This window comes from Bacillus sp. TCT6, assembly GCF_056033845.1.
The window spans coordinates 2,666,089-2,692,716 of the sequence record NZ_JBVYHX010000001.1 but is presented as its reverse complement, the minus strand read 5'-3'; the positions used below and the strand labels follow the sequence as shown (position 1 = coordinate 2,692,716).

Sequence of the window (26,628 nt, the reverse complement as noted above, 5' to 3'; positions counted from 1 at the left end):
TTTTTCACCTCGGTGGTCAAATGAAAACAATTTTTATTTTTTAATCGACAATCCATAAACTAAAGTCTCACTCGGAGTCGTAATACTAAAACCTGTCGTCTTATAATCAAGTTTCACTGTATCACCAGTGTATTCTTTCGTGAATGAATCCATTTGTACGATAAGCTCTACATCTTCATATACAACATCATCTGCGTTATATGTATCCCAAATTAAATCGACATCAACGAAAATACTACAAGAGTTCGTCATTGTTCCTCTAATGCGAACGATCTTTTTATCTTCACGTTCTAATCTACGTATAGCTGCTTTTGCTTCATCAGTAATACGAATGTTCATTGTATCCCAACCTTTATTTATATTTCCTTTATTATTGCAAAAACAGGAGCAATAATAAAGGAAAGAGGTTTGCAACAAAAAACGAGCAAACAAATTTGTTTGCTCGTTTCACTTTATTTTAGTTCACATTTATCAAGTGGAATCACTTTTGTTTTTTTCGTAAATTTATAACCTAACCATAGTACTAAGAAGAGTGGTAAACCGATGTAAGAAACGAGTACACCGTTCCAATCAATTGCTTCACCCATAAATGCGCCGTAGTTTTGTCCTAAAATTACGATGATACAAAGTGTAAATGCGAAGATTGGACCGAATGGGAACCATTTTGCTCTATATGGTAAGTCTTTTAAATCTTTTCCTTGTGCGATATATGCTTTACGGAAACGGTAATGACTAATTGCAATTCCGACCCATGCGATAAAACCAGACATTCCAGATGCGTTTAATAACCAAATGTATACAACACCGTCACCGAATAAAGAAGCAATGAAAGCAATACTACCAACAATTGACGTTACGATTAATGCGTTAACAGGTACACCGCGGCTATCTAATTTACCAAGAAACTTTGGTGCTTTTCCTTGGCGAGCTAAATCCCAAAGCATACGAGTTGATGCATACATACCAGAGTTACCAGCAGATAGTACAGCAGTTAAAATAACAGCGTTCATAACAGAAGCAGCAAAGGCAACGCCCGCTTTTTCAAAAATAAGTGTAAACGGACTTACTGTTACATCACTTGCAGCAAGGCTTTCAGTTGTATAAGGAATTAGTAAACCGATAACGAGAATCGCAAGGATATAGAATAAAAGAATACGCCAAAAGATTGAACGAATTGCTTTTGGGATATTACGTTCTGGATCAGATGTTTCACCAGCAGCTACTCCTAATAATTCAGTTCCTTGGAAGGAGAAACCAGCTGCCATAAATACACCGATAATTGCCATGATACCGCCGTTAAATGGTGCATCTGCAACTGTGAAGTTTTTAAATCCAACAGTTTCGCCGCCCATAATTCCGAAAATCATCATGAAACCAACAATTAAAAAGATAATAATAGTAACTACTTTAATAAGTGCGAACCAATATTCAGATTCACCAAACCCTTTAACAGATAAATAGTTTAAAAGGAAAATAATAGCTAAACATAATCCACTCCAAATAAGAGAAGGAGTATCTGGGAACCAAAATTTCATAATTAATGTTACAGCTGCAAGTTCAGCAGCAATCGTAATTGCCCAGTTATACCAATAGTTCCATCCAAGTGCAAAGCCAAGTGATGGATCAACAAATTTTGTTGCATACGTACTAAAAGATCCAGTAACAGGCATGTAAGCTGCAAGTTCAGCTAAGCTTGTCATTAAAAAATAAACCATAATTCCAATTGCGGCGTATGCAATTAATGCGCCACCAGGTCCAGCTGTATGGATGACACCACCGCTGGCAAGAAATAGTCCGGTACCAATTGTACCACCGAGAGAAATCATCGTAAGGTGACGAGATTTTAATCCGCGTTTTAATTCACCTTGTCCTTGTGTAGTTTGCGTTTTAGAGGTAGATTGATTTGTTGCGCTATTCATGTTCAACACTCCTTTTCTTGTAGGTTAGGAAGGAGCGGGGGAGAAAAATACAAAAAACCGCCAAAGGAATTTGGCGGAACGTTTCACAAATAACCACCCCATCATACCCTTCCGTTAAGATAGCACCCCACGTTTACACGGTAATTTGTAAACGTGACAGTTCTGTTCCTTTCGGAGACAGCCCCAGCTCATATTTCCAGAGAAGAAATATAAACTTCGGCAACCTTTCCTTTCAAACGGAGTTGGTGACATTCTCTGTGTCTCGTCCGTTTTACTCATAAAAGTCGCAACCTCTACCTCATCGGATTGATGAGGATTTGATATATTGCTAAGATTTTTAATATATGGCAATTGTAATGACTTTCTGAATATATTGCAAGATATTTTGTTAGGAAAAGTCAAAAAATATCGGTTATTGTATAGGAAACGCTTGCAAAACTCCACCCGAACCTATTATTATGTAGCAATAAGCAAAGAAAAAATTGTTATACAAATGTTTCGCAAAAAATATTGAAAAACCCTCTAAATAAAAAGAAAATTCAGAAAAATATAATTCGACATTCATGATAAAGTCATATTATTTGTTATAATTAGAGTAACGTTTAAGTAAAAAGGGGAAATCAATATGAAATTAGAAACAGAAAGGCTCTATATAGTGCCGTGTACAGAAGAGAGGATTCAAATTGCTAACGAGCAAGGATACAATAGCGGTCCGCATATTGTAGGGCATGTAAAGAATGTAAAACAAGATGCAGCTATATTACCATGGGGCGCGTGGTATGTTCTTCGGAAAGAAGATGATAGCGTTTTAGGTGATATTGGGTTTAAAGGGAAACCAAACGAGAATCAAACAGTAGAAATTGGCTATGGATTTATTGAGAAATATTGGAATCAGGGCTATGCAACAGAAGCTGTAAGAGAACTAATCGATTGGGCTTTCAAAACAGGAGAGGTAGAAACAATAATTGCAGAGACAATCCTAGATAACTATAGTTCGATTCGTGTTTTAGAAAAGTTACATATGAAGAGAGTAAATGCTACAGAAACGATGATTAATTGGAAAATAGAAAAATAAAAAATACCGCTCGAAGTATATCGGGCGGTATTTTTATCGTTATGGTAGCATTTGTTTTTGATCATTCGGATATCCGGCTGTCGATGCGTTAGAACGCTTGGAATGATTGCGAACAGCAATGAAAATAGAAATAATAACGACAAGACCAACTGCCACGTAAGAAAGTGAAATAATAGTTGGATCCACTTTAAATGTAGTCAGCAGTGTACGTATATTCGTAAAGATAATAAGACCACCAACTAATACCCCAAGTAAATGTGCTGGAACGATACGAACTAACCATGCAGCAATTGGAGCTGCGACAATACCGCCAAGCATTAAGGCAAATACCCAAACCCAGCTTACTTGTTCCCAGCCAAGTGAGATGAAGAAACCAATTGTTGCAGCGAGTGAAACAGGAAATTCACTCGTATCTACAGATCCAATAACTTTTCTAGCTTCATTTCCTCTTGCTAGAAGAACTGGTGTCGTAATCGGCCCCCAGCCACCGCCACCAGTTGAATCAACGAATCCAGCGAATAAACCAAGCGGCACAAGTTGTTTTGCAGACATACGCTTATTTGAAGCAACAATTTGTTTTTGAAGGACGAATCGTAATAAAATATAAACCCCTAAAGTAAATAAAAAAACGGAAATGTACGGTTTAATTACATCGCCAGGTAAATTACTTAAAAAACATGCCCCAACAAATGCACCAATTGCTCCAGGTAATGTAAGTCTGGAAACTGTATATTTATCAACGTTTCCAAATTTGATATGAGATGCGCCGGAAGCGGCGGTTGTAACGACTTCAGCTAAATGAACAGAAGCGGAAGCTACAGCCGGTGCGATACCAAACATTAATAATAGTGAGGTAGATGTTACCCCATACGCCATTCCAAGTGCCCCATCGATCAATTGAGCGAAAAATCCGATAATAGCAAAGACAATTAATTTCTGCATAAATAATCCCCCTGTAATAATAAATGAAAAAGGCACTTTTCCCGTATGAGAAAAGTGCCTTTGGTTTTTCCAATCAGCAATAATTAAATTTGTTTCATTATAATACATATTAATCGTATAAATCAACTGGGTTTTAAAGTTTTTTGAATTGAATGCAAGAAAAATAAAATATACAATAAAAGGATGGAGAGAAAGGGGAGAAGGACATGTTGCGATTTGATCATCTAGTACACGCCGTACATTGTACACCGGAAGAAGCGGCAAAACAAATGCAGGCGCACGGATTTTATACTGCAATAGGTGGAGAGCATATTACTTGGGGTACTTGGAATAGTTTATGTTATTTTGATTTATCATATATCGAATTTTTAGCAGTGCAGCATGAAGAAAAAGCGAAAGAAGCAGACAATCCATTAGTACAAGAAACAGTAGTGAAATTACAAGACGGAGAAGGAATGCTGCAAATCGCAATTCGAGCAGATGCAATTGAAGACCTAGCAGTAAAGTTTAGTAAGCACGGTTTACATACGATAGGACCATTTGAAGGGAAACGTATGAGAAAAGATGGCCGCCTTTTAGAATGGAAAATGTTATTTGTAAAGCAAGAAGAGAACGGACCGAAATTACCTTTCTTTATACAATGGAATGAAACGGACGAAGAAAGAAGAAATGATTTACGTAACATTGGAACGATCACTGAACATAAAAATAAAGTACAACAAATTGAAACGATCCATTATGCAGTGAAAAACGTTCGAGAAACGGTGCGGAAATGGAAAGAAGTAATGGGGCTATCTACAAGCTCAGTTGTGAAAAGTGAAAAATGGAATGCCGAGTGTCAAAGTGTAGTATTTGGAGATATTCATGTGCAGTTTTGTGAGCCGATTGGAGAAGGGCTAGTGCTAGAACATCTGAATAAGAATGGCGAAAATCCTTTTGCGGTGGAATTTAAAGGAGAAAATAAACAAGAGCATGAAGTGCTAGGTAGTTTGTACATATATTGATAGAGGTGAACGTTGTGAAGGAAACGCTTAGAGAGATAGAGAGAAAACTAGAATGGCCTCATATTGTAAAGTGTACAGCTATATCAAAAGGTTTTTCACATGAAGAGAAATATAAAATAGAGTTAGAAAACAGAGTAACATATTTTGTAAAAGTATGTGATGCTGTTCATTTTGAACGTAAACAAGAAGAATATATGTATATGAAAAAATTAGAGTCATTACATATTCCAACGCCTAAGTTAATTCATTTTATAAAACTTGAACAAATAAATAAATGTGTTCAAGTATTTGAATGGATCCAAGGTATAAATGGTGAAGAAGGTTTAGGGAAGCTAGCCGTGGAAGAACAGTACCATGCAGGAAGAAAAGCAGGAGAAGTACTAAAGAGGATTCACTCAATTGGAAGAGAAAGTGCAAGTAATAAATGGGAAACGGTTCGATGGAATAAATACGAAAGATACGTAGAAGCGTTAGCAAATTATGAAATAGACTTCCTTGATTTGAAGCCAGTATTAAGATTTGTAGGGGAGCATAAACAATTATTGAAAAATCGCCCTATTACCTTTTTACACGATGACTTCCATCCAGCAAATAGTATGATTCATAATAAGGAGTTTATCGTTATCGATTTTGGTGGATATGATTTTGGTGATCCAATACATGATTTTTATAACGTAGCGATTTTTACTACAAGAATAAGTAAACCATTTGCGGTTGGACAAGTTCACGGATATTGCGGAGGCGAACCGTCGCTTCATTTTTGGAAACTGTACTCATTATATGCAGCAATGACATTCCCAGCTGATATCGTATGGACAAACCGAAGCACGCCACATTTAGTAAATGATATGAAGGAAAGATTGAACGGAATTTTAGAAGATCATAATCATTTTTCATCCTATATTCCAAAATGGTATCAATTACTACATGAGGATATAATAAACTATAAGTAATGGAGGGATTCATTTGGATAAAATAGCGGTAATTTCAGATATACATGGTAATATTCCAGCATTAGAATCTGTACTGCAAGATATTAAATTAAGAGGAATCGAGCGCGTCGTGTGTCTTGGAGATTTAGTCGGAAAAGGTCCTCATTCTAGCGAAGTGATTGAAATCATTCGTAAAGAATGTGAAGGAGTTGTAATGGGGAACTGGGATGATTTCATTACAAAACCGACTGAATTTGGAACGTTAAAATGGCATCAAAAACAATTATCGGAAGAACAAAATGACTATTTAAGAAGCTTACCATTTTCAATCGAATTTTTTATGAGCGGCAAACTGATCCGTATGTTCCACGCTTCACCGAGAAGTTTATATGAAAGAATTCAACCACATGCCTCAAGAGAAGAGCGTATTAGTATGTTCGAAAATAGTGAGCTCACAGAGAATATAGAAGGGGAAAGAAAACCAGATGTCGTTTGTTACGGTGACGTTCACCAAGCGTTCGTTCAAAATTTCAGAGGGAAAACGTTATGTAATGCCGGTAGCGTAGGAAACCCACTTGAAATAACACAAGCTTCCTATTTAATATTTGAAGGAACTTACAATGAAAAAGAAGCAGCGAGCTTTTCTATTCAACTCGTACGAGTACCGTATGATATTGAACTAGCCATCAGACTAGCAGAAGAACTCGATATGCCAGAAATTGAAGAATACAAACAAGAATTACGGACTGCTTTATATCGAGGGTTTAAGGGAAAGTAAGCCAATCATAATATATCAACGATTTTTTTCGATATATCGACGATTCGAAAAAGAATATTGACTTTCCGACAAATAGCGACATAAGTTATAACTCATAATTATATTATGTAAACCGATTGTGTGGAGGCAATATCATGAACCGAAAACAACAAATCAAAAAAATTGCAGATCATATTTTAAAGCTAAACTTAACCCATCCAACAAGAGTTGGAGTAAGTGGTATTACAGCGTCGGGAAAAACAACATTTGCAAACGAACTAGCGGAAGGAATAAAAAAACGAGGATTACCAGTAACACGCGCCAGCATTGATGATTTTCATAATCCGAGAGCAATTCGATACGCGCAAGGAAAAGAATCTGCAAGAGGGTATTATGAAGATGCACACGATTATACAGCTTTCAAAGAAAGATTATTAAAGCCTTTAGGGCCTAACGGGAATTTACAATATGATACGATTTCTCATAACTTAATAACGGATATACCTGTCCATAATGGGCAGCTATTGGCTCAACCTAATATGGTACTAATAGTAGATGGGACGTTTCTATTGAAAAAAGACGTAGAGCATTTATTTGACTATAAAATTTTCGTAGATACAGATTTTGAGATTGCGAGAAAACGTGGTGCAAAGCGCGAGACTGAGGCTTTTGGAAGTTATGAAGAAGCTGAGAAAATGTTTTTAAACAGATATCATGCGGCCTGTAAGATGTATATAGATGAGCATAATCCGAAAAGTTGTGCGGATGTTGTATTTCAGAATAGTGATTTAGGAAATCCAGAAGTTATATTTCATGAATGAGCGTATTACATAATCAGAAATATATGTATAGCCTTTTGTTTATTGTTATAATTAAATTAATTTTATGAAGCAAATAAAAGGGGATAAGACAATAAAAAACGCAAAAAGGGGACAAGAAATATAATGAATGAAGTACTAGAACTAAAAGAAGAACTACTACAAATTAAAAATAATAATTATGCTGTACCAGAAGACGTAGATGCTTATCCATATGCACAGTGGATGTTAGATTATATCGGGTCAACTGATGCTGAATTACGCGATGATTTAATTTATAGTACGCTTTACAAATGGATTACAAATGATGTGTTTAGACAAAAAGAATTACGAGGATTAATGCTGCAAGCAATTAGCCCTGATTATTTATTTTATAAAATTGGTGAAAAGGGAACAGATTCTGTCTTTAAACGTGCGTTCTCTGTATTAATTCCGCCGCTTATTTTATCTGTTCATGAAAGAGAACCACTGTTATCTGAAGAACAGCTGTATAGTGTGGCAGAACAAGTACTAGAATATGTATATTTAGAAGAAGATGTAAGAGGATACGTAGAAGGAAAAGGCTGGGCACACTCTACTGCACATGCAGCAGATGCGCTCGATGCTTTAGCACGTACAATCCAAAATCGTGAGTTTTCATATGCGATTCTTGCAGCTGTTCGTCAGAAGGTTCGATTAAGTGATTACGTGTATGTGCACTTTGAAGATGAGAGGTTAGTAAAGCCGATTATGTCTTTACGTAACCAAAATCTTTTAACTGAAGAAGAGTGGAGCAATTGGCTACATAGTATAGCAACGGTTGAAGATATCCGACATCCGCAGCATGCTATTTTAGTACAAAATATTAGAACTTTCTTAAGAAGTTTTTATTTCAGAGTTTTAGAGACAGAAGGTAGTACAGCCTTTACAGAGGATATATTGGAGACTTTGAAAGGGTTGCGTAGGTATTAAAAATACGTTTTTCTAAGAGAAAAGTACATAAAACCACTACCTCCCAACCATACTAAAAAATGTGTTGGAGGTGAATGTTATGGACAATAAAGACTTTGAAAAAGTTTATAATGATTACTTACATCAAGGAGAAGAACAAGCTCAATTTGAAGTAGACCATGAAGTTAATTCAGGAGCAGAACAAATTGTTGCTGTTCGTAAAAATGATGATGGTGATTTAATTGCGTTTAAAACAAGTAGCGGGAGAGAGTTAGATTATATGACTGCCCTTGAAGAAGCAAAATCAGGGAAGTTAGCTCATGTAGACGTATTTCATAAGTATGGCAGAGATATTATACGTAGTGAACCTGATGGAATAAAGGAAAATAACTTAGATAATTTACCTTCATTTTAAACGGGTAAACCTCAAGAAGAGAATGTTCATTTGGATATTCTCTTCTTTGTGTTGCGAAGTTTTCCTTGCGAAAAGAAGGTTCATCTTTAATGAGCGATCATACTTTTAAAGAGTGCTCTAAATTTCTCTTTATCTTCTGCTGTAAATGGTTTCGGTCCCTTTGTACGCTTACCGCTTTTGCGAACCATTGCACTTAAATACCGTGTTTGTAACAATTGTTCAATGTTGTCATTCGTATACTTATAGCCTTTATGGTGTAGTACGATACAGCCTTTTGCTAAAGCGAGTGAAGCAAGACCGTAATCTTGCGTTACGATTAAATCTTCTTTTTTTGCTAACTGCATAATCCGGTAATCTGCAGCATCTGCTCCAGAATCAACATAAATTGTTTCGACACCTTTTGGCTGCTCTGCATTAGAATAATGTGAAAAGCTAGTAACGAGGGTAACAGGAATTTCCACATTCGTAGCCTCAAAAATAATTACATCTTTTACAGGACAAGCATCTGCATCAACGTAAATCTTCATTTTATCACTCCTATAAATAGGTTCGAGTTGATAATAATGGTAGATTTAGGTTTTGTCAAACGAGAAAGCTTTATTTAAAGTTATTTTCACATACCAAAATAGCCTCGCGTAAACGAGAAATACCTTCCTCAATTTGATCAATATCCACTTTTCCATAAGATAAACGTATATAACCATCTTTCGCACCGAAAATACTACCTGGCATAAAAGCAATTTCTTGTTTTAAACTTTGCATAATGATTTGTTTTTCGTTTATAGGTTCTTTTAATTTCCCCCAAATGTATATACCACCAGTAGGGTTTGAAAAAGAGATTTTATCATGAAGTTGCTCGTTTAGGGCACGAACGATAACGTCTCTTTTTTCTGCTAGTTGTTTTCGTAACGGTACGATATGAGACTGAAATGGTACAGTTTCAAAAAATTGTTGCATAAGCCACTGCGGGAAAATACTCATTCCTAATTCCATTTGGTGCCGTGCATCTGATAATCGCTCTACGACAGACTGCGGGGCGACAAGCCAACCGACTCGTAATCCTGGCGCAATCATTTTTGATAAAGAATGTACATAAATGACAGTTCCATTTTCATCTATTGATTTCAAAGTAGGACAAGGTTGTTTCTTTTCTAGCGTCAGCAAACTAGATGGATCATCTTCAACGATTGCAATTCGTAAATCTGCGCAAAGTGATAATAGTTTTTTTCTACGGTTTGGATGAAGCATCGTCCCCGTAGGGTTTTGGAAATTTGGATTTAAAAAAATCATTTTAATGCGGTGCTTTCTGTATAGCTCTTGTACATCGTCTGGATTAATGCCGTGTTCATCGACAGGTAATGGGAAAATACGAATACCTGCTGATTGGAATAACGGCAGGGAATAACAGTGTGAAGGACTTTCGAAAGCAACAGCATCACCTGGATTTAATAAACATTGCACGATAAGGTGCAGTGCTTGTTGAGCGCCGGATGTAATCATAATGGATTGTTCAGTCGCCTCAACTTTTAAATATTCCTTCATATATTTTACGACCGCTTGTCTTAGCGGGAGATAGCCTTGCGGATGATCGTAACTTAATGAATGCGTTAACGGTTGTTCACGTAAAATCGTTTGTAGTTGATCGTGAGGATAAAGATTACAACCGAGTTCTCCATTAGCGAAATCTATAATATTTTCATTTTGTTGTACTTCTGCCCGAATATGGCGAAGTAGTGGTAAGTTTGGTAAAAAAGTACCACCTTCTACGAAATTTCTCCAGTTCGGCGTTAATGTTGGAGAAACGCCCCACATATGTGTACTCACACGTGTACCTTTACCAGTCGTACTTTCTACAATTCCCATAGCACGAAGTTCATTATAAGCAGTCGTTACTGTACTTCTGTTTACATTTAACTGCGTAGCTAATTTCCGTTCTGAAGGGAGGAAGCTTCCTGGAGGAAGTTCTCCATATGTAATACGTTTTTCAATAAAGTCAACCACTTGCTGATAAATAGGGATTTTACTGTCACTATCTAGCTTCCATTCCATACAAACGCCTCCGTATCTCTTATATACATTAAGTATAACAAATTGGCTGGGTAAAAAAACAGCCAATTGGACGGTGCTATATCCAGCCAATTTTACTATGCTAAATATGGAAGGGGAGATTCGGATGAAAAGATGGCAAATGGAATGGCTCCTAGTATCAGTAGCGTTAGTATGGGGAGCAAATTATACAATAGGAAAGTATGGCGTGGCATATATGTCATCCATTCAATTTAATAGTTTACGATTTTTAGTAGCATCACCGGTCTTATTACTTATTACATTTATGATGGAACGCTCATTACGTATTGAAAGAAAAGATTGGTTACGATTAGTAGTAGTCGGTATCGTTGGTACAGCAATGTATCAAACGATGTTTATGTTATCTGTGAAATATACTTCAGCAACGAACGCCTCATTATTAATTGCGATGTCACCTATATTTACAGGGATATTAGCAGTATTGCACAAACAAGAACGTTTTTCGATGAAAGTACAAATTGGTTCAATAGTAGCGTTTATTGGTGCAGCATTTGTTTTATTAACAGGACATACAGGAGGAGCTACTTACGAATATGCGTGGCTCGGAAATGTAATTGGATTAGTCGCAGCAATTGCGTGGGGATGGTATCCAATATTAGCGCAACCTCTTATTACAAAATACTCCGCAATGAGAGTTACATCATGGTCTACTTTAATTGGAATTGTACCACTTGTTATATACTGTTTATTCAACGTAAACTCTTTAACATGGCCAGTAGATACGCCAAGCTGGGGTTCACTAGCATATTCAATCATCTTTGCGACCATCTTCGGACTAGCAATGTGGTATGTCGGTATTAGTCAAATAGGCTCAACGAAAGTAATGGTTTATATGTATCTCGTACCATTGTTCGCAGTTATCTTTGCGGCAGTTACAATTGGAGAGCAAATTAATATGATGCAACTCGTTGGCGGACTTATTATCTTCATCGGCTTATATGTTGTAAAAAAAGGTGGAATGAAAAAGCCTGCTTTCAATTTGAAAAAAGTCAGTTAATAGTAAAAATGATCTCTTTCATATAGAAGGAGATCATTTTTGTTTTCGTAATAAAAGTGCTTGTTCAACCGCCCATTTTTGATGATCGTGAATGAGAAGCTTAACAGCAAGTAATGGAGACATCCATCGTAAAACATGATCCTCCCCACAGTTTTCAGTTTGTTTCTGCACCATGTTCGCAATATAAAAGAACCCATCGTTTAAATAATATGTATCTTCTTTCTCTGCATAAAAATATCGTGCCGCATTACCGATATACTGATCAATTTCAATTGCCCATCCTAATTCCTCTAGTAGTTCACGATGTAAGCATTCATCTTTTGTTTCGGTACCTTCCATACCACCACCAGGTAAAAAATAACGGTCTCCTTTTTGGATAACAGCAATCATTGAAGAAGATGAATGGAAAATAACTGCATAACAACTAGGTCTTAATACATAATGAACGGTACGCTTTTTCGAGCCAAACGTAAGTTTTGAAATCATAAAACACGACCTTTCTCTATAAAATACATAAAAGGGATATTAAGGTAAATGCAGAATGATATAAGTATAATCTTAATAGATTGGAGTGGTAACAACATGATAAATCGAAAATGTTCAAGTTGTAAAGAGATAACGGGTACAATACATGGGGGTAAAAAAATTAAGGAAGAATTTTTATGTGAGGACTGTTTGCAAAAAGGAATTGCGAGCGGGGAAATCGAATTATCACAAGTGGAGAAAGAACAAACTTCGTATCTTTCTATAAAAATATTAAAAATAATGAGTGTTATTTATTTAATAGTATCAATTATAACCGCTTTTTCTGCTGGAGCATTTATACAGGATCCAGGGCTTGGTGGAATATCTTTTTCAATAACAGGTGCAGTTGGTGTTATGATAATTGGATCGATATTTCAGTCTGTTCTTGTATTTTGTGGAATATGGGTATTCATCCTTTTAGTAGAAACGGTTATTAAAATTTATGAAAAAATGAAGTGAGTGAAAGGGAGAAACATATGCAAGTAAGAAACATCCAAGGGGAAGATTATGTAAAGATTCATTCTGTTTTAAATGATTGGTGGGGCGGTAGAGATATGGCTGCTATGTTGCCAAAACTGTTCTTCGTTCATTTTCAAGAAACGAGTTTTATCATTGAAGAAGATGGCGAAACGTTAGGTTTCTTATGTGGATTCTTTTCACAAACATATAAAGATGAAGCATATGTTCATTTTATCGGTGTCAATCCGAAGTATAGAAGAAGAGGAATCGCATCGACATTGTATTCTTATTTCTTTGATATCGCTCGTGCAAATAATCGTAAAGTTGTAAAAGCAATTACGTCACCAATTAACAAAAAGTCGATACAGTTTCATCAAGAAATCGGTTTTCGAATTGAGGCCGGGGATGATGAGGTAGAGGGTGTATCGGTACATACAAATTATGATGGGAACGGCGGTAGTAGAGTTTTGTTTTTGAAAAATGTGTAAAAGTAGGCTAGCTTAACGGTAGCCTTTTTGTTGTGAGGAGATAAAAATATGGAGAGTAAACAAAGTAGAAATGAATACTTACGACGCATTTATAAAGTGCAAGATTATATAGAATCACACATAAATGATTCACTATCCATTGAAGAGCTAGCGGATATAGCAGGATTTTCAAAGTTTCATTTTCATCGGATTTTCAAGGGGATAGTAGACGAGCCATTATCACGGTATGTAAACCGATTGAAGTTAGAAAGGGCAACAAATCTACTTACATATCGCACAGATATGACGATTACACATATTGCGTATCACTTCGGGTTTACAGATTCAGCAGTTTTCTCCCGCACATTTAAAAGTCATTACGGAATAAGTCCATCTCAATATCGAAACGATAATAGCAAGAATTGCAAAGACGTAAGGGGAATTCCTCAATACAATGAATGTAAGAAGGTTCGAGGAAATGTTGAAATTGTAACAGCGGACGATATACACGTCGCATACATAAGGCATATCGGTACATATGAAGAGTTAACGATAGCTTTTCCAAAAATGATAGAGAAATTATTTCATTACGCAGCGAAGGAAAACTGTCATGTATTTGAGGATACGAAAGTATTAACCATTTACCACGATCATCATGAATTTACTGAAGAAAATCATTTAAGAACAAGTTTATGTATAAAAATTCCAGAGGGGTCCCCAGTAGAAACGAGCGACATTGGAATAATGGTAATACCTTCTGGAAAGTATGCGGTAGGTCATTTTGAAATATTCCAGGATGAATATAAAGGAGCATGGGATTTCTTATACGGTGAGTGGCTTCCTAATAGCGGATATAAACCGAGAGATTCGTATCCTTTTGAAATGTATAAAAATGACCCAAGACGGCACCCGGAAAATAAACATATAGTTGATATATATGTACCGATCGAACCTTTTTAATTATGGGTTAAAGGGGAATAAAAATGAAAACTGCTGAAAAGTTAGATTTGATTATAAAAGAAGAGTATAAAAATATTAATGGGATGTTAGTAGTACAAAAAGGTGATGTTATTTTTGAAAAATATTATAACGGTCACGGTCCAGATGATGCATTTCATATAGCGTCAGTCACAAAAACGATTATTTCTGCGTTAATTGGACTATGTGTAGATAAAGGCTATATAAAAAGCGTTGATCAAAGAGTAATAGAATTTTTCCCGGAATATAACGTTAATTCATCTGAAGTAACAGTAAGCCATCTTCTAACGATGACAGCTCCACATCCATTCGTAGACTGGCAGGAACCGTTAGAAGAACTATGTACACAACAAGATTGGATACAATATACGTTAAATAGGATAGGAAACGGCGGAGAAATTGGATCTTTTAAATATTCATCTGCAGGAGCTCATATACTATCAGCGATCATAACGAACGCAATAGGAAAAAATGCGCGTGAATTTGCGAATGAATACTTATTTCAGCCACTCGGCATGAGAGAAATTCCAAACTATAATATGAAAGCATTTGGATTTGATGACTTATTCGGAAAAGATGTGAAAGGATGGGTTCACGATCCAAATGGTATTTCGGCGGGCGGCTGGGGACTAACGTTAACGGTTAGGGATATGGCTAAGTTTGGACAGATGTATTTGAATGAAGGTATTCATAATGGAAAACAAATACTATCAAAATCATGGATAAAAGAATCAATAGCGATGAATTCAAATCAATATGGTTACTTATGGTGGTTACGAGAAGAAGAGGGTGTCTATTCGTATTGTGCAATGGGTGATGGTGGGAATATGATTTGTTGTATTCCAGAGAAGGAATTGGTGGTGGTGATGGCTTCTGAAGTTGTGCCAGAAACAAAGGATAGATGGAGATTAATCAAAGAGTATATACTTTTAAAAGAGTAATGGTGAACTTGTAGAAAAATTTAAACGCTCCCCGTAACTTTCCTCAATAAAAAATCGTTAAACATTAGGAAGGGTTATTAATCACGAATGGGGGAGAACCATGAAAATTCTAATTCTAGGCGGTACACGATTTTTAGGAAGAGCATTTGTAGATGAGGCTTTACAGAGAGGGCATGAAATTACGTTATTTAACCGAGGAACAAACAAAGAAATTTTTTCTAATGTGGAGCAGTTAACCGGTGACAGAAATAACGATGTATCAAGTTTAAAAAATCGAACGTGGGATGTTGTCATAGACACATGTGGATTTTCTCCGCATCATATTAGGAATGTTGGAGAAGTGCTTAAAGATAATATTGAACACTATATATTCATCTCAAGCCTTTCCGTATATAAAGATTGGATTCTGCATGACATAAAAGAAGACTATATATTACAACCTGAACCGACGGAAGAGCAAATAAAGGCTGTAGAGAATGGTGAAATATCTCCTTATGAGCATTATGGTGCGCTGAAAGTATTATGCGAAAAAGAAGCAGAGAAGTATTGGCCGGGGCGTGTTTTACACGTAAGAGCAGGACTTCTTTCAGGAATGTTCGATTATACAGATCGACTTCCATACTGGATCGGGCGTGTAGCAAAAGGAGGTAAAGTGTTAGTTCCAGGAAGAAAAGACCGTCCAGTACAGATAGTTGATATAAAAGACGTCGCAAACTGGGGACTAAACATGGCAGAAAACAAAAATGCAGGTACATTCAATGTAACAGGTCCGAATGATGATTTGACGATGGAAGAGCTATTAAATACGTGTAAAAAAGTTACGAATAGTGATGCTGAATTCGTTTGGATAGATGAATCGTTTATGAATGAACATAAAGTGCAGCCTTGGACAGAGATGCCTTTATGGCTTCCAGAAACTTTTTCATTAGAAGGTGAAACGAAGCCGTGGAAAGGTGGATTTTCAATTAGTATTGAAAGTGCTGTTAAAGAAGGACTTACTTTTAGAAGGTTAGGACATACAGTTACAGATGTGTATGAGTGGATGAAGAGTGTGGACGAATGGGAATTAAAAGCAGGTATTTCAGGGGAGAGGGAGAAGGAATTGTTAGAAAGATGGTATCAATAAATTTAGCGGTGTCCTTTGAATATACTTGATTGCACATAAGGAGGAGAAAAGGTGATGTGGAAAGACACCATTCACAGTATCTCATCAAACTTAAGCTTAAAAAATTCGGCTACGAAGGAGGAACTTACTGATATACAACAATGTATACATGTGGAGTTACCGAATGATTTATATCAATTATTACAGGAAACAAATGGTATAGAAGGTGAATACGGTGACTTTATATGGTCTGCTTCAAAAATTAAAACTGAAAATATGAGTATGAGAAATATAGTTGATTTTAAGGATTTATACATGCCTTTTGACTGTTTATTATTTTTTGCTGATGGCGGAAATGGTGATTTGTTTGGCTATTCCATTTTGAATGGAAAAGTGCAAAGAGATGATATATATGTATGGAATCATGAAAATGATAGTAGAACGTGGGTTGCTCCTTCTTTAAAGACTTTTATGGAGTGGTGGGAGAGTGGGAAGATAATAATTTAAATATAGTATCAAAAAAAGCGCCTTGTTACTAAAGAAACAAGGCGCTTTTTCACGAATAATTAATCTACTACTCAATCGGTTCTTCCCCATACATCTCCCATAGCTTAGGAAACATCTTTTTTAAACCTTCTTCATCGTCTTCATTCCAGTCAAATTCAAAATCTACATCGTCGAATTCTTCATTAGATAAGACATGGTAAAGTGTAAAGTAAGTATCATCTTCGTCACCAGTTTTTTCTGCATATACAGTGAAACCGAAATATAAAGAAAGTTCTTCAATCTCTGGGACGTCATACTCACTCAAGTTTTCTAATACAGGAATTAATCGTTCTGGATCTTCAATACAAGCTTCGTATGTCTCTTTTCCTTGATATAATAACCATCCGCGGAAGTAATCGAAAGTATCATCTGAACAGCCACCCATAATAATATAGGCTGCTGCCCATAAACGGGAGGTATAGGAGTCTTTCAAAAGACGATGCATATGCGTATCAAATGCTACAATTTCATGTACTGTACGTTTAGCAAGGTGAGAAGTAAGCCATTCTATTTGTTCTTCTTGGTCCTCACCTTTCGTTTTTGCACGATGAAGTAGTTCCCAAAATTCTTCTTCGGTTATCGTTTTTTCTTTTATGTAATCTTCCCCAGGCAACGGGTCTGTATATCCTTTTTTACGTTTGGAAGCAACTAGTTTATTAGCTTCTTTCATACATTCTTCTTCTGTTTCAAACTCTTTCGCTTTCACACTGCCAGCTGTGCCAATTTTTCCGTAAAACACAACATAGTCTTTTTCTTTCACAACGATTTTCCAAAACTTATTTGATTTCTCAGTTTGCTGGATTAATAACGTTTCCATCCGTACCCCCATAATGTTTTCTAGTGTGCAATGTGATTGTAACATATGTATATACACTTGTAATGATGAAAAATAATAGTTTAGAAAATTCAAAAACCATTGAATGAAGTGGATAAATTTAGTAACCTTATTTGTACAGTAATTACATAATTGTTTTGTAATAATTCGATATTTATATGAGGGGGCATTACGGATGGATCTTACGTTTAAAGTAGAGGAAACATGTTTTAATTATCGCGTCGGAGCAATTTGTAAACAGGATAATAAAATACTTATTCTTCAAAACAAAGGGGAAGATTATTGGTATGTACCAGGCGGAAGAGTGAAAATGCTAGAAAATAGTGAAGATACGTTAAAACGAGAACTTGCAGAAGAATTAGGTGTTCCTATGAAAGGGAAAAGATTAATATGGTCAGTAGAAAATTTCTTTACACTTTCTGAGCGAAAGTTTCATGAAATTAGTTTTTATTATGAAGTAGAGCTACATGAGTTACCTGCAAATGGAGCGGATCAATATATTTTGGAAGAAGAAGGTAGAACGTATTTCTTTAAGTGGGTGCCGGTAGAAGAGTTAGAGGCATATAATTTACAGCCTGCATTTATAAAAGAGAAAGTAAAGGATATAGCAGTTCATACAGAACATATCGTTTTACAAAATTAAATGTATTCGGAGGGGAAAAGGGTGAAGGGGACTAAAAAAGAAATACATATAGATGATAAAGTAATTCGTTACACACATATCGAAAAAGGTTCTAGTAGGATTTGCTTTATGTTCTCCGGTTCAGGATACAATTACGATAAACCGTTATTTTATTATGCGACGATGCTTATGCTCGAAAATAAAATAGATGTAGTACATATTCATTATTCTTATGACGAACAAGTAATGAATAAAACAATGGAAGAAATAACGAAAGTAATGATGGATGATATTAATCCTATAATGAAGGGCGTATTAAAAGGTAAGCAATATAACGATACTATGTTTTTAGGGAAATCACTCGGAACAATTCCGATTGCAAATGATTTAATGAAGAGAGACGAATTCGCGCAGTCAAAAATGATACTACTTACACCTTTACTGACGTTTGATACAATTTTTGATTCTATCTTACATAGTCGACACGAAGGGTTTTTAGTTATTGGGGATAAAGATTACCAATACAATGCAGATCAAATTGATCAGTTATATAAAACGAATTTACAGATTGAAGTTGTCAAAAATGCAAATCATTCTGTAAATGTTGGGGGATATGAAACGGAAAATTCAATTGAGGCTATAGCGAAAATAATAGGAGAACTTAAAGAAGTTGTTAGGACAAACTAACCTATTAATACATGCAAAAGAGGTGCGAATTGCACCTCTTTTACTTTAATAAGCCTTCAAAACATGAAGTAAATAATCCTTACGGTTCAGCGGATTATAATCAACACGTTTTCGAGTAGGGAAGGGAGCCATAAGCTTTGTGAAACCAGCTGGCTTCGTTGTAAATATGCCGTCTCCTTCTGTAAATGAATGTAGCATTCGTTTAAAATTCTCTGTTTTTGCAACAGGTAATGATCCTGTTAATTGGTAAGAATCATTATATAATATAGGCTCTGCAAAAGTTGCTGGAACGGCAGCGAGCTTATACATCGCGGTACTAATTGCGTGCTCCGGTACAGTTAATTCAAACTCGTTTATTGGCTCATATACATGTGTTTCAGCTTGCTTTAAAGCATTCATTAAAACGAGTGGTGTTAAATTTCTAAAGTCACTTGCTGTTGTAACAGGACTAGCATAACCGGTATGTGTTAATGTGACGATAATATCTGTAACTTCCCAACCATATAAACCTTGTTTTAACGTTTGAAATACCGTATCTTCAATCGCTTTATGGAATGCTAATGGAAGTGATCCAAGCTCAACACCTAAGTTATACGTTATGCCAGAATTAAGTTCACCACGCTCCACTTCGAAGCCAATTGTTGCGTAAAATGGATTCGCTTTTTCGCCCATTACTTCAACGCTATTCCCTATGCCAATTGGTTTCTCAATACATACAACTCGTGTATTTGAGAAAGTAACCTGCAAATTATACTTCTCAAAAAGTGTGGTTTCAATTACTTCTTTTTGCACTTCACCGAAAAGGCGAATGTATAGTTCCTTATGAACATCATCTTTCCACACTTTAATGAGTGGATCTTCTTCACAGAGTTCCATAAGTGCAGCGTATAAATCATGAATTCTTTCTTTTGATACTGCATCAATGGCCGCTTCCATTTGTGGTTCGGCAAAGTGAATATCTTTTATATAACGAGTCCGTTCACCGATAATATCACCAATTTTAATATCATTCAGTCCCCACACTTTGCAAAATTCTCCGCTAGGAACGATAGAAGCTTGAACAACATTCCCGTTATGAAATAGACATATTTTCTTAACCTTTTCTTTATGCCCCAGAACGTCTCCGCGCTGTATATCAACATATTTTCTTACGTGTAAACGACCAGAAAAAACTCTTACATAAGCAATCTTTTCTCCAGAAGGTTCACGTTCAATTTTAAACACAACACCGGATAATGTTTCGTTTTCTGCCGACTTATTAGCTGGAAATAAGGTTGAAATATTTTCGAGCAGTTCAGTTACACCTATACCTGTCATGGCTGAACCGAAAAAGATTGGGTACACACTTGCTTGCTGTATTTGTTTTTCGAGTTCTTCTCTTAATAATACGTCCGGTACGATTTCATCATTTACATATGACGCAAGTAACGATTCATTATATGGCGCTAACAGTTCCGTACAATCGTCATATGATTTGTATGCAATAATCCGGGCTCCTTTCGTTCCTACGTTTAGAACAGAGTAGAAGGGGAATGCTTCATTTGAAAGAATCTCTTTTATTTGTTTCATAACTTTTTCAGTATTTGCGCCATTACGATCAATTTTATTTACGAATAATATTGTTGGTATGTTTAGTTTCTGTAATGTTCGCATTAAAATCTTCGTTTGTGCTTGCACACCTTCAACGGCAGAAATAACTAAAATCGCACCGTCTAAAACGCGGAAGGATCGCTCCACTTCAGCGATAAAATCAGCGTGTCCAGGTGTATCAATTACATTTACTTTTAAGTCATTTATATAGAAAGAAACGACAGATGCTTTAATCGTAATTCCGCGCTGTCTTTCTAATTCCATTGAGTCAGTTTGTGTATTACCACTATCAACTCGGCCAATTTCTTTAATTACATTTGTTTCATAAAGAATACGCTCAGTCAAACTCGTCTTGCCAGCGTCTACGTGCGCGACAATCCCTATATTTATTGTTGTCATATTTAAATATCCTCATTTCATTTTCCATTTTCATTTCCTCATTTCTATTTGTGTATTGCCGCATTACAATCACTCTCCAGTTCTTTAAATTAGTATTATTATAGTGCAATTAACATTATTTGTAACGCTACAAAGCGCCTTAATTTGGAAAAAATAAAATAAAAACAAAATGCTTGCATTCTAAATCGATATAGATTATATTAATTGACATATCAACTATTGATACATCAAATGTTTTTATTTTGATTGTAAAGGAGGGGTAATTTGACAAGTTCATGCTCAAAAGAAGCGATTATTTTATATAAATTACACTTTCTAAATAAAGAAGTAAGTTCGAAATTTGAAGGGTGTACGGGTATGAGCCAGTCTCGATTAGAGCTTATACTTCAATTATTTGAAGTAGGTGAAATTAGTCAAAAAGCACTTCAGCAAGAAGTGAATATTGATAATGCTGCGATAACAAGGCATTTAAAGCAGCTTGAGGCAAATGAAATGATAGTAAGACGTAAAAATCCAGAAGATAACAGAATTACGTTAGTTTCTCTAACTGAAGAGGGACGAAATAAAATTCAGGCGTTTCAAGAGGAAAAAGAACGTTTTGCAGCATCTGCATTTAAAGGATTAAGTGAAGAACAGCGCGATAATCTTTTAAATATGTTAAATCACATTCAAGAAAATATAAAAGAATTATAAAAAAGGGAGAATACAACTATGACTAACTCAGTAAAAACAAATGATTTTAACGAAATTTTAACAGGACGTCGTTCAATTCGTAAATATGACACATCAGTGAAAATTAGCAAAGAAGAAATGACAGAAATTCTTACAGAAGCAACACTTGCACCATCATCTGTAAACATGCAACCATGGAGATTTTTAGTAATTGAAAGTGACGAAGCGAAAGCAACACTTGCGCCACTAGCGAAATTCAATCAATCTCAAGTAGAAACATCTTCAGCAATGATTGCTGTATTTGGTGATTTAAACAACTTTGATAACGCAGAAGAAATTTACGGTACAGCTGTAGAGCGCGGACTTATGCCAGCAGAAGTAAAAGAAGATCAAATGAAAAAACTTTCAGCTTACTTCTCAATGGTTACACCAGAAGTCATGAAAGATACAGTACTAATTGACGGTGGTCTTGTAGCAATGCAATTTATGCTAGCAGCTCGTGCTCACGGTTATGACACTTGCCCAATTGGCGGATTTGAAAAAGATCAAATCGCAGAAGCATTCGGATTAGATAAAGAACGTCACGTACCAGTAATGTTAATTTCAATCGGAAAAGCTGCTGACAGTGGTTACCAATCAGTACGCCTTCCAATTGAAAAAGTTGCTGAGTGGAAGTAATTTCAAAGAAATAAGTGGAATATGAGAGGGGAAACACCATGATTATTATTCACGCAATATTTCAAGTAAATCCAGCAAAACAACAATCATTTTTAGAAGAAATTCAGCCACTCATTCACGGTTCAAGAGAAGAAAATGGAAATGTATCTTATGATTTATATAAAGATACAGAAAAAGAAAGTGTTTATACGATGGTAGAAGTATGGAAAGATGAAGAGGCAGTTGCGGGTCATAATACGAGTGAACACTTCACATCTTTCGTTAGTAAAGCAGCACAGTTTTTAACTGCTCCATTAGATATAAAAGCTTATAATGGAGAGTTAGTGAAATAATAAGGTAGAAAAGATGACTTTAGCGTATAGCTGAGGTCATCTTTTTTGTATAAGTAGAACCTACTTTTGATACAATTATGTTGAAATTATGTTCAGTAATAGTGGTGAATTGTATGTTAAATTCGAACATTTCGTTTATTAGAATATTTTTCCATGGTATAATTTTCTTGAAAATATAAGGTAGAGGGGAGTAAGTGATGGGAGATTTTCAAAGTAATTTGCATAGGGCAACGCAACTTGCAACGAAAATGAGAAATGCTTCAGATCGAATGCAAAGTGCTACTAGTCGCTCTATAAATAAGGCAACGCGTACGACACTATCTGTGAACTTTAAAGCACAAGAAGCAAATCAACAAAATTTACAGATCACGACACAATTTTGCGCTGCTTTTCAACAAACGATTGATAATATCCATTCCGTAGCAAATGAATTTGAGAAAATGGATACCGGACTTCAAAAGACTTTTCAATAATATAACAGCCTACGTAAAGGGGAAAAGGTAGGGAGAAAAGATGAGTCAAGAAATTGAAACGAAAATCAGTCAATGTAATCAAAAATTACGAATTATATTTGAAGAACAAAATGAAAACCGAATCGAGCTGCAAAATCAAGAACGAGCTGAGGCTAGTTTTCATGAATGGAAAAATAGAAATAATCGTTTATTTAACCGAATACTAGAAACTTGGTATGGTGACAAAGAAGCATTTCACTTTTTTACGAATATGCGGCAAGAGATCGGGCAGTATGAAAGAAAACTTACATTCGAATTAGAAAACGAAAAAGAGACGTTGCTTAAAGAAAAACGGCATCTCAGTGAGAAAGAAAACAACCTTTCCTATGAACAGCAGCAACTACAAAGGGAGGCCAATACATGAGTTTAAACATGTATTTGGGAGAAGTACAAAGTCAAACTCAAAGTATGAACGCTATATGTAATGCTACGATTCAAAGTATGGAACAAGCCATTCAATCTATTGATGCCTTTGCGATAGACACAGTATTACAAGGACAAACATACAGTAGTGCAAAAGCCTACCTTGTCCAAACATTTCGGCCATTAGCACAAGGAATCATATGCTTATGTGAAGAATTAATTCGCCAAAACGAAGCATTTCCAAACGATTTTCAAGCAAAAGTTGCTTCAACAGATGTTATCGAACATGAAATAAGACAACAAATACAAGAAATCAATCAATCCATTGCAAGTATAGAAGCAATAGAAGTACTTACACCAATGCCTGGAGTAGACGCAATTATTGCAGTCTTAATTGCAATGAGAAAAAAACTAGAAGAAAAACTAGAGCGTCTATATGAATTCAATCATTCATCCAGCAACAACTACAGCACCGCCCTCCAATTAGCCGCTAGCATCACAGCTGGACTCGCTGAAGTGCAAAGAGGGAAAGGATTTAGTCCTGTGAGTGGGACGTTTAGTACACAAGGGTTGAATATGGATTGGGTGAGTTCTATTCAGGGGATTATAGAAGAAACAGCTCGAAAAAATGATCAGTCAATTAAAGATATAGAAACAAATAACATAATTGAGAAGAAATCTCCGGTTAGAAATGCTTGGGACGATGCGGCAGACGGTATAGTTAGCACGTTTGAAACAGCGAAAAAGATGTGGGAAGCTATTCAAAGAGGATCGGGGAAAGCTGTTGGTGATGAAATCGAGTCCGCAATAGCTTTAAGTAATATGGACATAGGAACTTTTATTAATGTAACCTATGCACTTTTCCATTTGGATGAAACTGCAAAAAATATGTGGCATGCATTTTCAAATAAAATAAAACGAGATATGATAGAGGGAGATGCAGAGAGTCGTACAGAATTGACTACCTATGGATTAACACAAATAGCTACCACAATATTAGGCGATAGGGCACTAAATAAAGTAGGCCATATCACAAAAGGAGCAAAGGCATCAAGTGGAGTAAGTACATTTGCTAATGCAGTAAAACTAGCAAAAGAATTGAAGCCTACGCTTGAAATGTTACAATCATTTAAGAAAGAGGCTTCCTATGCATTCTCTAATGTTGGTGGAACTATTATAACCAAAATACCACAAGGTGAATTGATAGAAGCTTATTATAAGTTTGCGAAGTCTAAAGATGGTGGTAAGGGTACGGGTAAAACTGTAAGCAATTATCTTGATGATATAGTCGAGGCTGGTGGTACCAGAAGAGAAATAAATTCTAAACTTCGAAATCCATTAGATAATCCTAAGATAGCAAAGGAGATTGAGGGAAATACTGAAGCTGTATATGGATATTCACCTAAGAAGGAATCTGCCTTAAATAAGTTTGGGGTAGACTGGACAAATGGTGATGAAGTTGCTTATGCAAGAAGCGAAAGAATAAAGTATCATGAAAAAATACAACAAAAAAGAATACAACTAGAACAAGATATTAAAAATCTTCAAAATGATGGGCTATCTATGGAGGAAATTGCTAGATTGAAAGTCGAAGAGCGAAATCAAGGAAGAATGGAAACGTATATAAAATCTAATAATTTAGATGGATTGAATGCAATGAAAGAAAGAAATATTCTTGAATATGGCAGGGCAGAAGGACCTACACCTGAACAACTTTATAAAAAGTATGGTTCATGGGAAGATGTGATATATGGCAGTTTAAAAACAAATCCAGCAATGGATGTCTTGACAGGATTATTTCATAGTATGGGAGGAAAATAATTATGAAAGAAGAAAAAATACAAGGTAATATAAAGTGGATTGCATACAATAATTTAAGATTTAGAATAGAGAAGGTTAATGATGATTCATCCGTAATTTGGGTTTCTGATAATTTTGTAAATTTATGTTTTACCTTAGTAATGAATGACTTTTTAAGTAAATGTGAGGATGAGTTGAATATAAATATCGAAATTGATTTGACTTGGAATAATCATAGAGGTTTGATTATAAAAAATCATGATATAAATCTAATTTTAGGAGAAATAATTAATTTTATTAGCGAATGGGAGTTAGAAGGAAATTCAAATGCTGATAATTTTTCTACGGAAGAGTGGTATTCAGCATAAGCTTGCAGGGTATGCTAGCTTTCCATCATTTTTAGGAATTTAAAAATATGGAGGGAAATTTAAATTTAATGTATGTTTAGGGGACATTGAATGTGAATTGAAACTAAAGAGTTAGATAAATATTTTAAGCAACTAGTGAGGAATGAATTCTGTATAGTAAAGAATTCATTCCTTTTAAGTTTGTTTTAATTTACTTGTAATTATAGTAGTTAATATTTGAAGAGGCAATCACCCTAAGTCGTAAAGACACGAAAGCCTATACTCAAAGTAAGATTTCAAAGCTTTAGGAAGAAATTGGTTGAGTTAAAGGGGCTAAGGATGATACTTAGGATACGGCTAACGGTAAACCTAGCAGTAGCAAAAATACAAATGTAGACAATTTTGACGCAAAAACAGCTACAAATAAGCAAAAAGGTAATTATGGTGAAATAAAATCTAGTGACAATTTATTGAATAATCAAAGTTTAAAAGAAGCTGGATTTGATTTAAAGCCAGTCGGAAAAAGTGCACCAACAGGTATAAATGATAAAATAGTAAAAGGAATTGATGGATTATACGAAAATGCAAATCCAAATTCAAATATTAAATATGTTATTGATGAAGCTAAGTTTGGTAGTTCACAATTGGGGAAAACTAAAGATGGACGAGAAATGTCAAATGATTGGTTGAACGGTTCTGAAACTGGAAAAAGTAGAATATTGAAAGCTGTTGATGGAGATGAAGTATTAGCAGAAAAGATTGCGAATGCATTGGAAGATAGTGCAGTTGAAAGAGTATTATCAAAAGTCGATAGTAGTGGAAACGTAAAAACATATAGGTTAGATGAAGAAGGAAACAATATTGGAGAATGGCCATAATTTAGAAGCTAGGAG

Annotated in this window: 31 protein-coding genes, 1 pseudogene and 1 riboswitch; of the genes and pseudogenes, 24 read left to right on the top strand and 8 right to left on the bottom strand. The window is 35.5% G+C overall.

Features of this window, described 5'->3' with window-relative positions:
• Window positions 1-33: 33 nt before the first annotated feature.
• Window positions 34-339 (bottom strand): iron-sulfur cluster biosynthesis family protein, encoded by a 306-nt coding sequence (locus AC0ONG_RS13795; protein WP_001026197.1) that lies wholly within the window; start codon window positions 337-339, stop codon window positions 34-36.
• Between the two features lie 113 nt (window positions 340-452).
• Window positions 453-1,919: an amino acid permease gene (locus AC0ONG_RS13790; protein ID WP_001083394.1), complete on the bottom strand. Its 1,467-nt coding sequence runs from the start codon at window positions 1,917-1,919 to the stop codon at window positions 453-455.
• A 112-nt stretch (window positions 1,920-2,031) separates the two neighbouring features.
• Window positions 2,032-2,223, bottom strand: a riboswitch (Lysine riboswitch).
• Between the two features lie 321 nt (window positions 2,224-2,544).
• On the opposite strand from AC0ONG_RS13790, the gene AC0ONG_RS13785 reads away from it, so the two are divergent.
• Complete coding sequence (locus AC0ONG_RS13785; protein ID WP_016077516.1) at window positions 2,545-2,994, top strand: GNAT family N-acetyltransferase; 450 nt, start codon at window positions 2,545-2,547, stop codon at window positions 2,992-2,994.
• Between the two features lie 39 nt (window positions 2,995-3,033).
• On the opposite strand, the gene AC0ONG_RS13780 is transcribed toward AC0ONG_RS13785, so the two are convergent.
• Complete coding sequence (locus AC0ONG_RS13780; protein WP_002082558.1) at window positions 3,034-4,044, bottom strand: sulfite exporter TauE/SafE family protein; 1,011 nt, start codon at window positions 4,042-4,044, stop codon at window positions 3,034-3,036.
• A gap of 98 nt (window positions 4,045-4,142) precedes the next feature.
• Here AC0ONG_RS13780 and AC0ONG_RS13775 point away from each other — a divergent pair, with 98 nt between their 5' ends.
• From AC0ONG_RS13775 to AC0ONG_RS13750, 6 genes are all read left to right on the top strand, one after another.
• On the top strand, window positions 4,143-4,940 hold the full coding sequence (locus tag AC0ONG_RS13775) for a VOC family protein (protein WP_016098661.1): 798 nt from the start codon (window positions 4,143-4,145) through the stop codon (window positions 4,938-4,940).
• 14 nt (window positions 4,941-4,954) lie between these two features.
• Complete coding sequence (locus AC0ONG_RS13770) at window positions 4,955-5,893, top strand: aminoglycoside phosphotransferase family protein (RefSeq protein WP_000665367.1); 939 nt, start codon at window positions 4,955-4,957, stop codon at window positions 5,891-5,893.
• A gap of 13 nt (window positions 5,894-5,906) precedes the next feature.
• The gene (locus AC0ONG_RS13765) at window positions 5,907-6,650 is read left to right on the top strand and encodes a metallophosphoesterase family protein (protein WP_136997210.1); all 744 of its coding nucleotides are present in this window, start codon (window positions 5,907-5,909) and stop codon (window positions 6,648-6,650) included.
• Window positions 6,651-6,784: 134 nt separating this feature from the next.
• Window positions 6,785-7,450, top strand: coding sequence for a nucleoside/nucleotide kinase family protein (locus AC0ONG_RS13760; protein ID WP_001080542.1), 666 nt, complete (start codon window positions 6,785-6,787; stop codon window positions 7,448-7,450).
• A 123-nt stretch (window positions 7,451-7,573) separates the two neighbouring features.
• The gene (locus AC0ONG_RS13755) at window positions 7,574-8,398 is read left to right on the top strand and encodes a DUF2785 domain-containing protein (RefSeq protein WP_001006699.1); all 825 of its coding nucleotides are present in this window, start codon (window positions 7,574-7,576) and stop codon (window positions 8,396-8,398) included.
• Between the two features lie 79 nt (window positions 8,399-8,477).
• Window positions 8,478-8,792 carry a DUF3892 domain-containing protein gene (locus tag AC0ONG_RS13750; protein WP_000368862.1) on the top strand — a complete coding sequence of 105 codons (315 nt, stop codon included), beginning with the start codon at window positions 8,478-8,480 and terminating at the stop codon, window positions 8,790-8,792.
• Between the two features lie 86 nt (window positions 8,793-8,878).
• Here the strand turns inward: AC0ONG_RS13750 and AC0ONG_RS13745 are convergent, their stop codons facing one another.
• Window positions 8,879-9,319: a YaiI/YqxD family protein gene (locus AC0ONG_RS13745; protein WP_000708771.1), complete on the bottom strand. Its 441-nt coding sequence runs from the start codon at window positions 9,317-9,319 to the stop codon at window positions 8,879-8,881.
• A 70-nt stretch (window positions 9,320-9,389) separates the two neighbouring features.
• Window positions 9,390-10,841, bottom strand: coding sequence for a MocR-like pyridoxine biosynthesis transcription factor PdxR (pdxR, locus tag AC0ONG_RS13740; RefSeq protein WP_000454934.1), 1,452 nt, complete (start codon window positions 10,839-10,841; stop codon window positions 9,390-9,392).
• A 124-nt stretch (window positions 10,842-10,965) separates the two neighbouring features.
• Here pdxR and AC0ONG_RS13735 point away from each other — a divergent pair, with 124 nt between their 5' ends.
• The gene (locus AC0ONG_RS13735) at window positions 10,966-11,877 is read left to right on the top strand and encodes a DMT family transporter (protein WP_000832991.1); all 912 of its coding nucleotides are present in this window, start codon (window positions 10,966-10,968) and stop codon (window positions 11,875-11,877) included.
• 33 nt (window positions 11,878-11,910) lie between these two features.
• On the opposite strand, the gene AC0ONG_RS13730 is transcribed toward AC0ONG_RS13735, so the two are convergent.
• Window positions 11,911-12,363 (bottom strand): NUDIX hydrolase, encoded by a 453-nt coding sequence (locus AC0ONG_RS13730; protein WP_000624007.1) that lies wholly within the window; start codon window positions 12,361-12,363, stop codon window positions 11,911-11,913.
• A gap of 96 nt (window positions 12,364-12,459) precedes the next feature.
• Between AC0ONG_RS13730 and AC0ONG_RS13725 the strand changes: the two genes are divergently transcribed.
• From AC0ONG_RS13725 to AC0ONG_RS13700, 6 genes are all read left to right on the top strand, one after another.
• Complete coding sequence (locus tag AC0ONG_RS13725; RefSeq protein WP_002082559.1) at window positions 12,460-12,861, top strand: DUF3980 domain-containing protein; 402 nt, start codon at window positions 12,460-12,462, stop codon at window positions 12,859-12,861.
• A 17-nt stretch (window positions 12,862-12,878) separates the two neighbouring features.
• Window positions 12,879-13,349 carry a GNAT family N-acetyltransferase gene (locus tag AC0ONG_RS13720; protein ID WP_001198087.1) on the top strand — a complete coding sequence of 157 codons (471 nt, stop codon included), beginning with the start codon at window positions 12,879-12,881 and terminating at the stop codon, window positions 13,347-13,349.
• A gap of 48 nt (window positions 13,350-13,397) precedes the next feature.
• Window positions 13,398-14,288: an AraC family transcriptional regulator gene (locus tag AC0ONG_RS13715; RefSeq protein ID WP_000444276.1), complete on the top strand. Its 891-nt coding sequence runs from the start codon at window positions 13,398-13,400 to the stop codon at window positions 14,286-14,288.
• Between the two features lie 23 nt (window positions 14,289-14,311).
• Entirely contained in the window at window positions 14,312-15,247 is a 936-nt protein-coding gene (locus tag AC0ONG_RS13710) for a serine hydrolase domain-containing protein (protein ID WP_000844642.1), read from the top strand.
• Between the two features lie 100 nt (window positions 15,248-15,347).
• Window positions 15,348-16,373, top strand: a complete 1,026-nt coding sequence (locus AC0ONG_RS13705) for an SDR family oxidoreductase (protein ID WP_000697691.1) — start codon at window positions 15,348-15,350, stop codon at window positions 16,371-16,373.
• 54 nt (window positions 16,374-16,427) lie between these two features.
• Window positions 16,428-16,859 (top strand): SMI1/KNR4 family protein, encoded by a 432-nt coding sequence (locus AC0ONG_RS13700; RefSeq protein WP_000265344.1) that lies wholly within the window; start codon window positions 16,428-16,430, stop codon window positions 16,857-16,859.
• Window positions 16,860-16,926: 67 nt separating this feature from the next.
• Here AC0ONG_RS13700 and AC0ONG_RS13695 read toward each other — a convergent pair whose 3' ends face one another.
• Window positions 16,927-17,715, bottom strand: coding sequence for a DUF4240 domain-containing protein (locus AC0ONG_RS13695; RefSeq protein WP_000449118.1), 789 nt, complete (start codon window positions 17,713-17,715; stop codon window positions 16,927-16,929).
• Between the two features lie 193 nt (window positions 17,716-17,908).
• On the opposite strand from AC0ONG_RS13695, the gene AC0ONG_RS13690 reads away from it, so the two are divergent.
• Together AC0ONG_RS13690 and AC0ONG_RS13685 are read left to right on the top strand one after the other, a co-directional pair.
• Window positions 17,909-18,376 carry an NUDIX hydrolase gene (locus tag AC0ONG_RS13690; RefSeq protein WP_000366247.1) on the top strand — a complete coding sequence of 156 codons (468 nt, stop codon included), beginning with the start codon at window positions 17,909-17,911 and terminating at the stop codon, window positions 18,374-18,376.
• Window positions 18,377-19,042, top strand: coding sequence for a hypothetical protein (locus tag AC0ONG_RS13685; RefSeq protein ID WP_003278835.1), 666 nt, complete (start codon window positions 18,377-18,379; stop codon window positions 19,040-19,042).
• 45 nt (window positions 19,043-19,087) lie between these two features.
• Here the strand turns inward: AC0ONG_RS13685 and AC0ONG_RS13680 are convergent, their stop codons facing one another.
• Complete coding sequence (locus AC0ONG_RS13680; protein ID WP_086390623.1) at window positions 19,088-21,031, bottom strand: elongation factor G; 1,944 nt, start codon at window positions 21,029-21,031, stop codon at window positions 19,088-19,090.
• A 264-nt stretch (window positions 21,032-21,295) separates the two neighbouring features.
• On the opposite strand from AC0ONG_RS13680, the gene AC0ONG_RS13675 reads away from it, so the two are divergent.
• The 8 genes and pseudogenes from AC0ONG_RS13675 to AC0ONG_RS13640 all read left to right on the top strand — a co-directional run.
• Window positions 21,296-21,724, top strand: a complete 429-nt coding sequence (locus tag AC0ONG_RS13675) for a MarR family winged helix-turn-helix transcriptional regulator (protein WP_098438171.1) — start codon at window positions 21,296-21,298, stop codon at window positions 21,722-21,724.
• 18 nt (window positions 21,725-21,742) lie between these two features.
• The gene (locus AC0ONG_RS13670) at window positions 21,743-22,381 is read left to right on the top strand and encodes a nitroreductase family protein (RefSeq protein ID WP_000185402.1); all 639 of its coding nucleotides are present in this window, start codon (window positions 21,743-21,745) and stop codon (window positions 22,379-22,381) included.
• A gap of 38 nt (window positions 22,382-22,419) precedes the next feature.
• On the top strand, window positions 22,420-22,713 hold the full coding sequence (locus AC0ONG_RS13665; RefSeq protein WP_000583833.1) for a putative quinol monooxygenase: 294 nt from the start codon (window positions 22,420-22,422) through the stop codon (window positions 22,711-22,713).
• A 197-nt stretch (window positions 22,714-22,910) separates the two neighbouring features.
• Entirely contained in the window at window positions 22,911-23,186 is a 276-nt protein-coding gene (locus tag AC0ONG_RS13660) for a TIGR04197 family type VII secretion effector (protein ID WP_000502223.1), read from the top strand.
• 40 nt (window positions 23,187-23,226) lie between these two features.
• Entirely contained in the window at window positions 23,227-23,589 is a 363-nt protein-coding gene (locus AC0ONG_RS13655) for a DUF3958 family protein (RefSeq protein ID WP_000076587.1), read from the top strand.
• Window positions 23,586-25,409, top strand: a complete 1,824-nt coding sequence (locus tag AC0ONG_RS13650) for a T7SS effector LXG polymorphic toxin (RefSeq protein WP_000056098.1) — start codon at window positions 23,586-23,588, stop codon at window positions 25,407-25,409. The genes AC0ONG_RS13655 and AC0ONG_RS13650 overlap by 4 nt, the downstream gene beginning before the upstream one ends.
• Before the next feature lie 2 nt (window positions 25,410-25,411).
• Window positions 25,412-25,756, top strand: coding sequence for a hypothetical protein (locus tag AC0ONG_RS13645; RefSeq protein ID WP_000656836.1), 345 nt, complete (start codon window positions 25,412-25,414; stop codon window positions 25,754-25,756).
• Between the two features lie 329 nt (window positions 25,757-26,085).
• Window positions 26,086-26,613: pseudogene (locus tag AC0ONG_RS13640) on the top strand (hypothetical protein); the annotation flags it as partial.
• Between the last annotated feature and the right edge of the window lie 15 nt (window positions 26,614-26,628).

What these genes read in the sequence shown, in the direction of transcription:
- AC0ONG_RS13795 (WP_001026197.1), bottom strand. Translation starts at nt 339, where the DNA reads ATGAACATTCGTATTACTGATGAAGCAAAAGCAGCTATACGTAGATTA.
- AC0ONG_RS13790 (WP_001083394.1), bottom strand. Translation starts at nt 1,919, where the DNA reads ATGAATAGCGCAACAAATCAATCTACCTCTAAAACGCAAACTACACAA.
- AC0ONG_RS13785 (WP_016077516.1), top strand. Translation starts at nt 2,545, where the DNA reads ATGAAATTAGAAACAGAAAGGCTCTATATAGTGCCGTGTACAGAAGAG.
- AC0ONG_RS13780 (WP_002082558.1), bottom strand. Translation starts at nt 4,044, where the DNA reads ATGTATTATAATGAAACAAATTTAATTATTGCTGATTGGAAAAACCAA.
- AC0ONG_RS13775 (WP_016098661.1), top strand. Translation starts at nt 4,143, where the DNA reads ATGTTGCGATTTGATCATCTAGTACACGCCGTACATTGTACACCGGAA.
- AC0ONG_RS13760 (WP_001080542.1), top strand. Translation starts at nt 6,785, where the DNA reads ATGAACCGAAAACAACAAATCAAAAAAATTGCAGATCATATTTTAAAG.
- AC0ONG_RS13755 (WP_001006699.1), top strand. Translation starts at nt 7,574, where the DNA reads ATGAATGAAGTACTAGAACTAAAAGAAGAACTACTACAAATTAAAAAT.
- AC0ONG_RS13750 (WP_000368862.1), top strand. Translation starts at nt 8,478, where the DNA reads ATGGACAATAAAGACTTTGAAAAAGTTTATAATGATTACTTACATCAA.
- AC0ONG_RS13745 (WP_000708771.1), bottom strand. Translation starts at nt 9,319, where the DNA reads ATGAAGATTTACGTTGATGCAGATGCTTGTCCTGTAAAAGATGTAATT.
- pdxR (WP_000454934.1), bottom strand. Translation starts at nt 10,841, where the DNA reads ATGGAATGGAAGCTAGATAGTGACAGTAAAATCCCTATTTATCAGCAA.
- AC0ONG_RS13735 (WP_000832991.1), top strand. Translation starts at nt 10,966, where the DNA reads ATGAAAAGATGGCAAATGGAATGGCTCCTAGTATCAGTAGCGTTAGTA.
- AC0ONG_RS13730 (WP_000624007.1), bottom strand. Translation starts at nt 12,363, where the DNA reads ATGATTTCAAAACTTACGTTTGGCTCGAAAAAGCGTACCGTTCATTAT.
- AC0ONG_RS13725 (WP_002082559.1), top strand. Translation starts at nt 12,460, where the DNA reads ATGATAAATCGAAAATGTTCAAGTTGTAAAGAGATAACGGGTACAATA.
- AC0ONG_RS13720 (WP_001198087.1), top strand. Translation starts at nt 12,879, where the DNA reads ATGCAAGTAAGAAACATCCAAGGGGAAGATTATGTAAAGATTCATTCT.
- AC0ONG_RS13715 (WP_000444276.1), top strand. Translation starts at nt 13,398, where the DNA reads ATGGAGAGTAAACAAAGTAGAAATGAATACTTACGACGCATTTATAAA.
- AC0ONG_RS13710 (WP_000844642.1), top strand. Translation starts at nt 14,312, where the DNA reads ATGAAAACTGCTGAAAAGTTAGATTTGATTATAAAAGAAGAGTATAAA.
- AC0ONG_RS13705 (WP_000697691.1), top strand. Translation starts at nt 15,348, where the DNA reads ATGAAAATTCTAATTCTAGGCGGTACACGATTTTTAGGAAGAGCATTT.
- AC0ONG_RS13700 (WP_000265344.1), top strand. Translation starts at nt 16,428, where the DNA reads ATGTGGAAAGACACCATTCACAGTATCTCATCAAACTTAAGCTTAAAA.
- AC0ONG_RS13695 (WP_000449118.1), bottom strand. Translation starts at nt 17,715, where the DNA reads ATGGAAACGTTATTAATCCAGCAAACTGAGAAATCAAATAAGTTTTGG.
- AC0ONG_RS13690 (WP_000366247.1), top strand. Translation starts at nt 17,909, where the DNA reads ATGGATCTTACGTTTAAAGTAGAGGAAACATGTTTTAATTATCGCGTC.
- AC0ONG_RS13685 (WP_003278835.1), top strand. Translation starts at nt 18,377, where the DNA reads ATGTATTCGGAGGGGAAAAGGGTGAAGGGGACTAAAAAAGAAATACAT.
- AC0ONG_RS13680 (WP_086390623.1), bottom strand. Translation starts at nt 21,031, where the DNA reads ATGACAACAATAAATATAGGGATTGTCGCGCACGTAGACGCTGGCAAG.
- AC0ONG_RS13670 (WP_000185402.1), top strand. Translation starts at nt 21,743, where the DNA reads ATGACTAACTCAGTAAAAACAAATGATTTTAACGAAATTTTAACAGGA.
- AC0ONG_RS13665 (WP_000583833.1), top strand. Translation starts at nt 22,420, where the DNA reads ATGATTATTATTCACGCAATATTTCAAGTAAATCCAGCAAAACAACAA.
- AC0ONG_RS13660 (WP_000502223.1), top strand. Translation starts at nt 22,911, where the DNA reads ATGGGAGATTTTCAAAGTAATTTGCATAGGGCAACGCAACTTGCAACG.
- AC0ONG_RS13655 (WP_000076587.1), top strand. Translation starts at nt 23,227, where the DNA reads ATGAGTCAAGAAATTGAAACGAAAATCAGTCAATGTAATCAAAAATTA.
- AC0ONG_RS13650 (WP_000056098.1), top strand. Translation starts at nt 23,586, where the DNA reads ATGAGTTTAAACATGTATTTGGGAGAAGTACAAAGTCAAACTCAAAGT.
- AC0ONG_RS13645 (WP_000656836.1), top strand. Translation starts at nt 25,412, where the DNA reads ATGAAAGAAGAAAAAATACAAGGTAATATAAAGTGGATTGCATACAAT.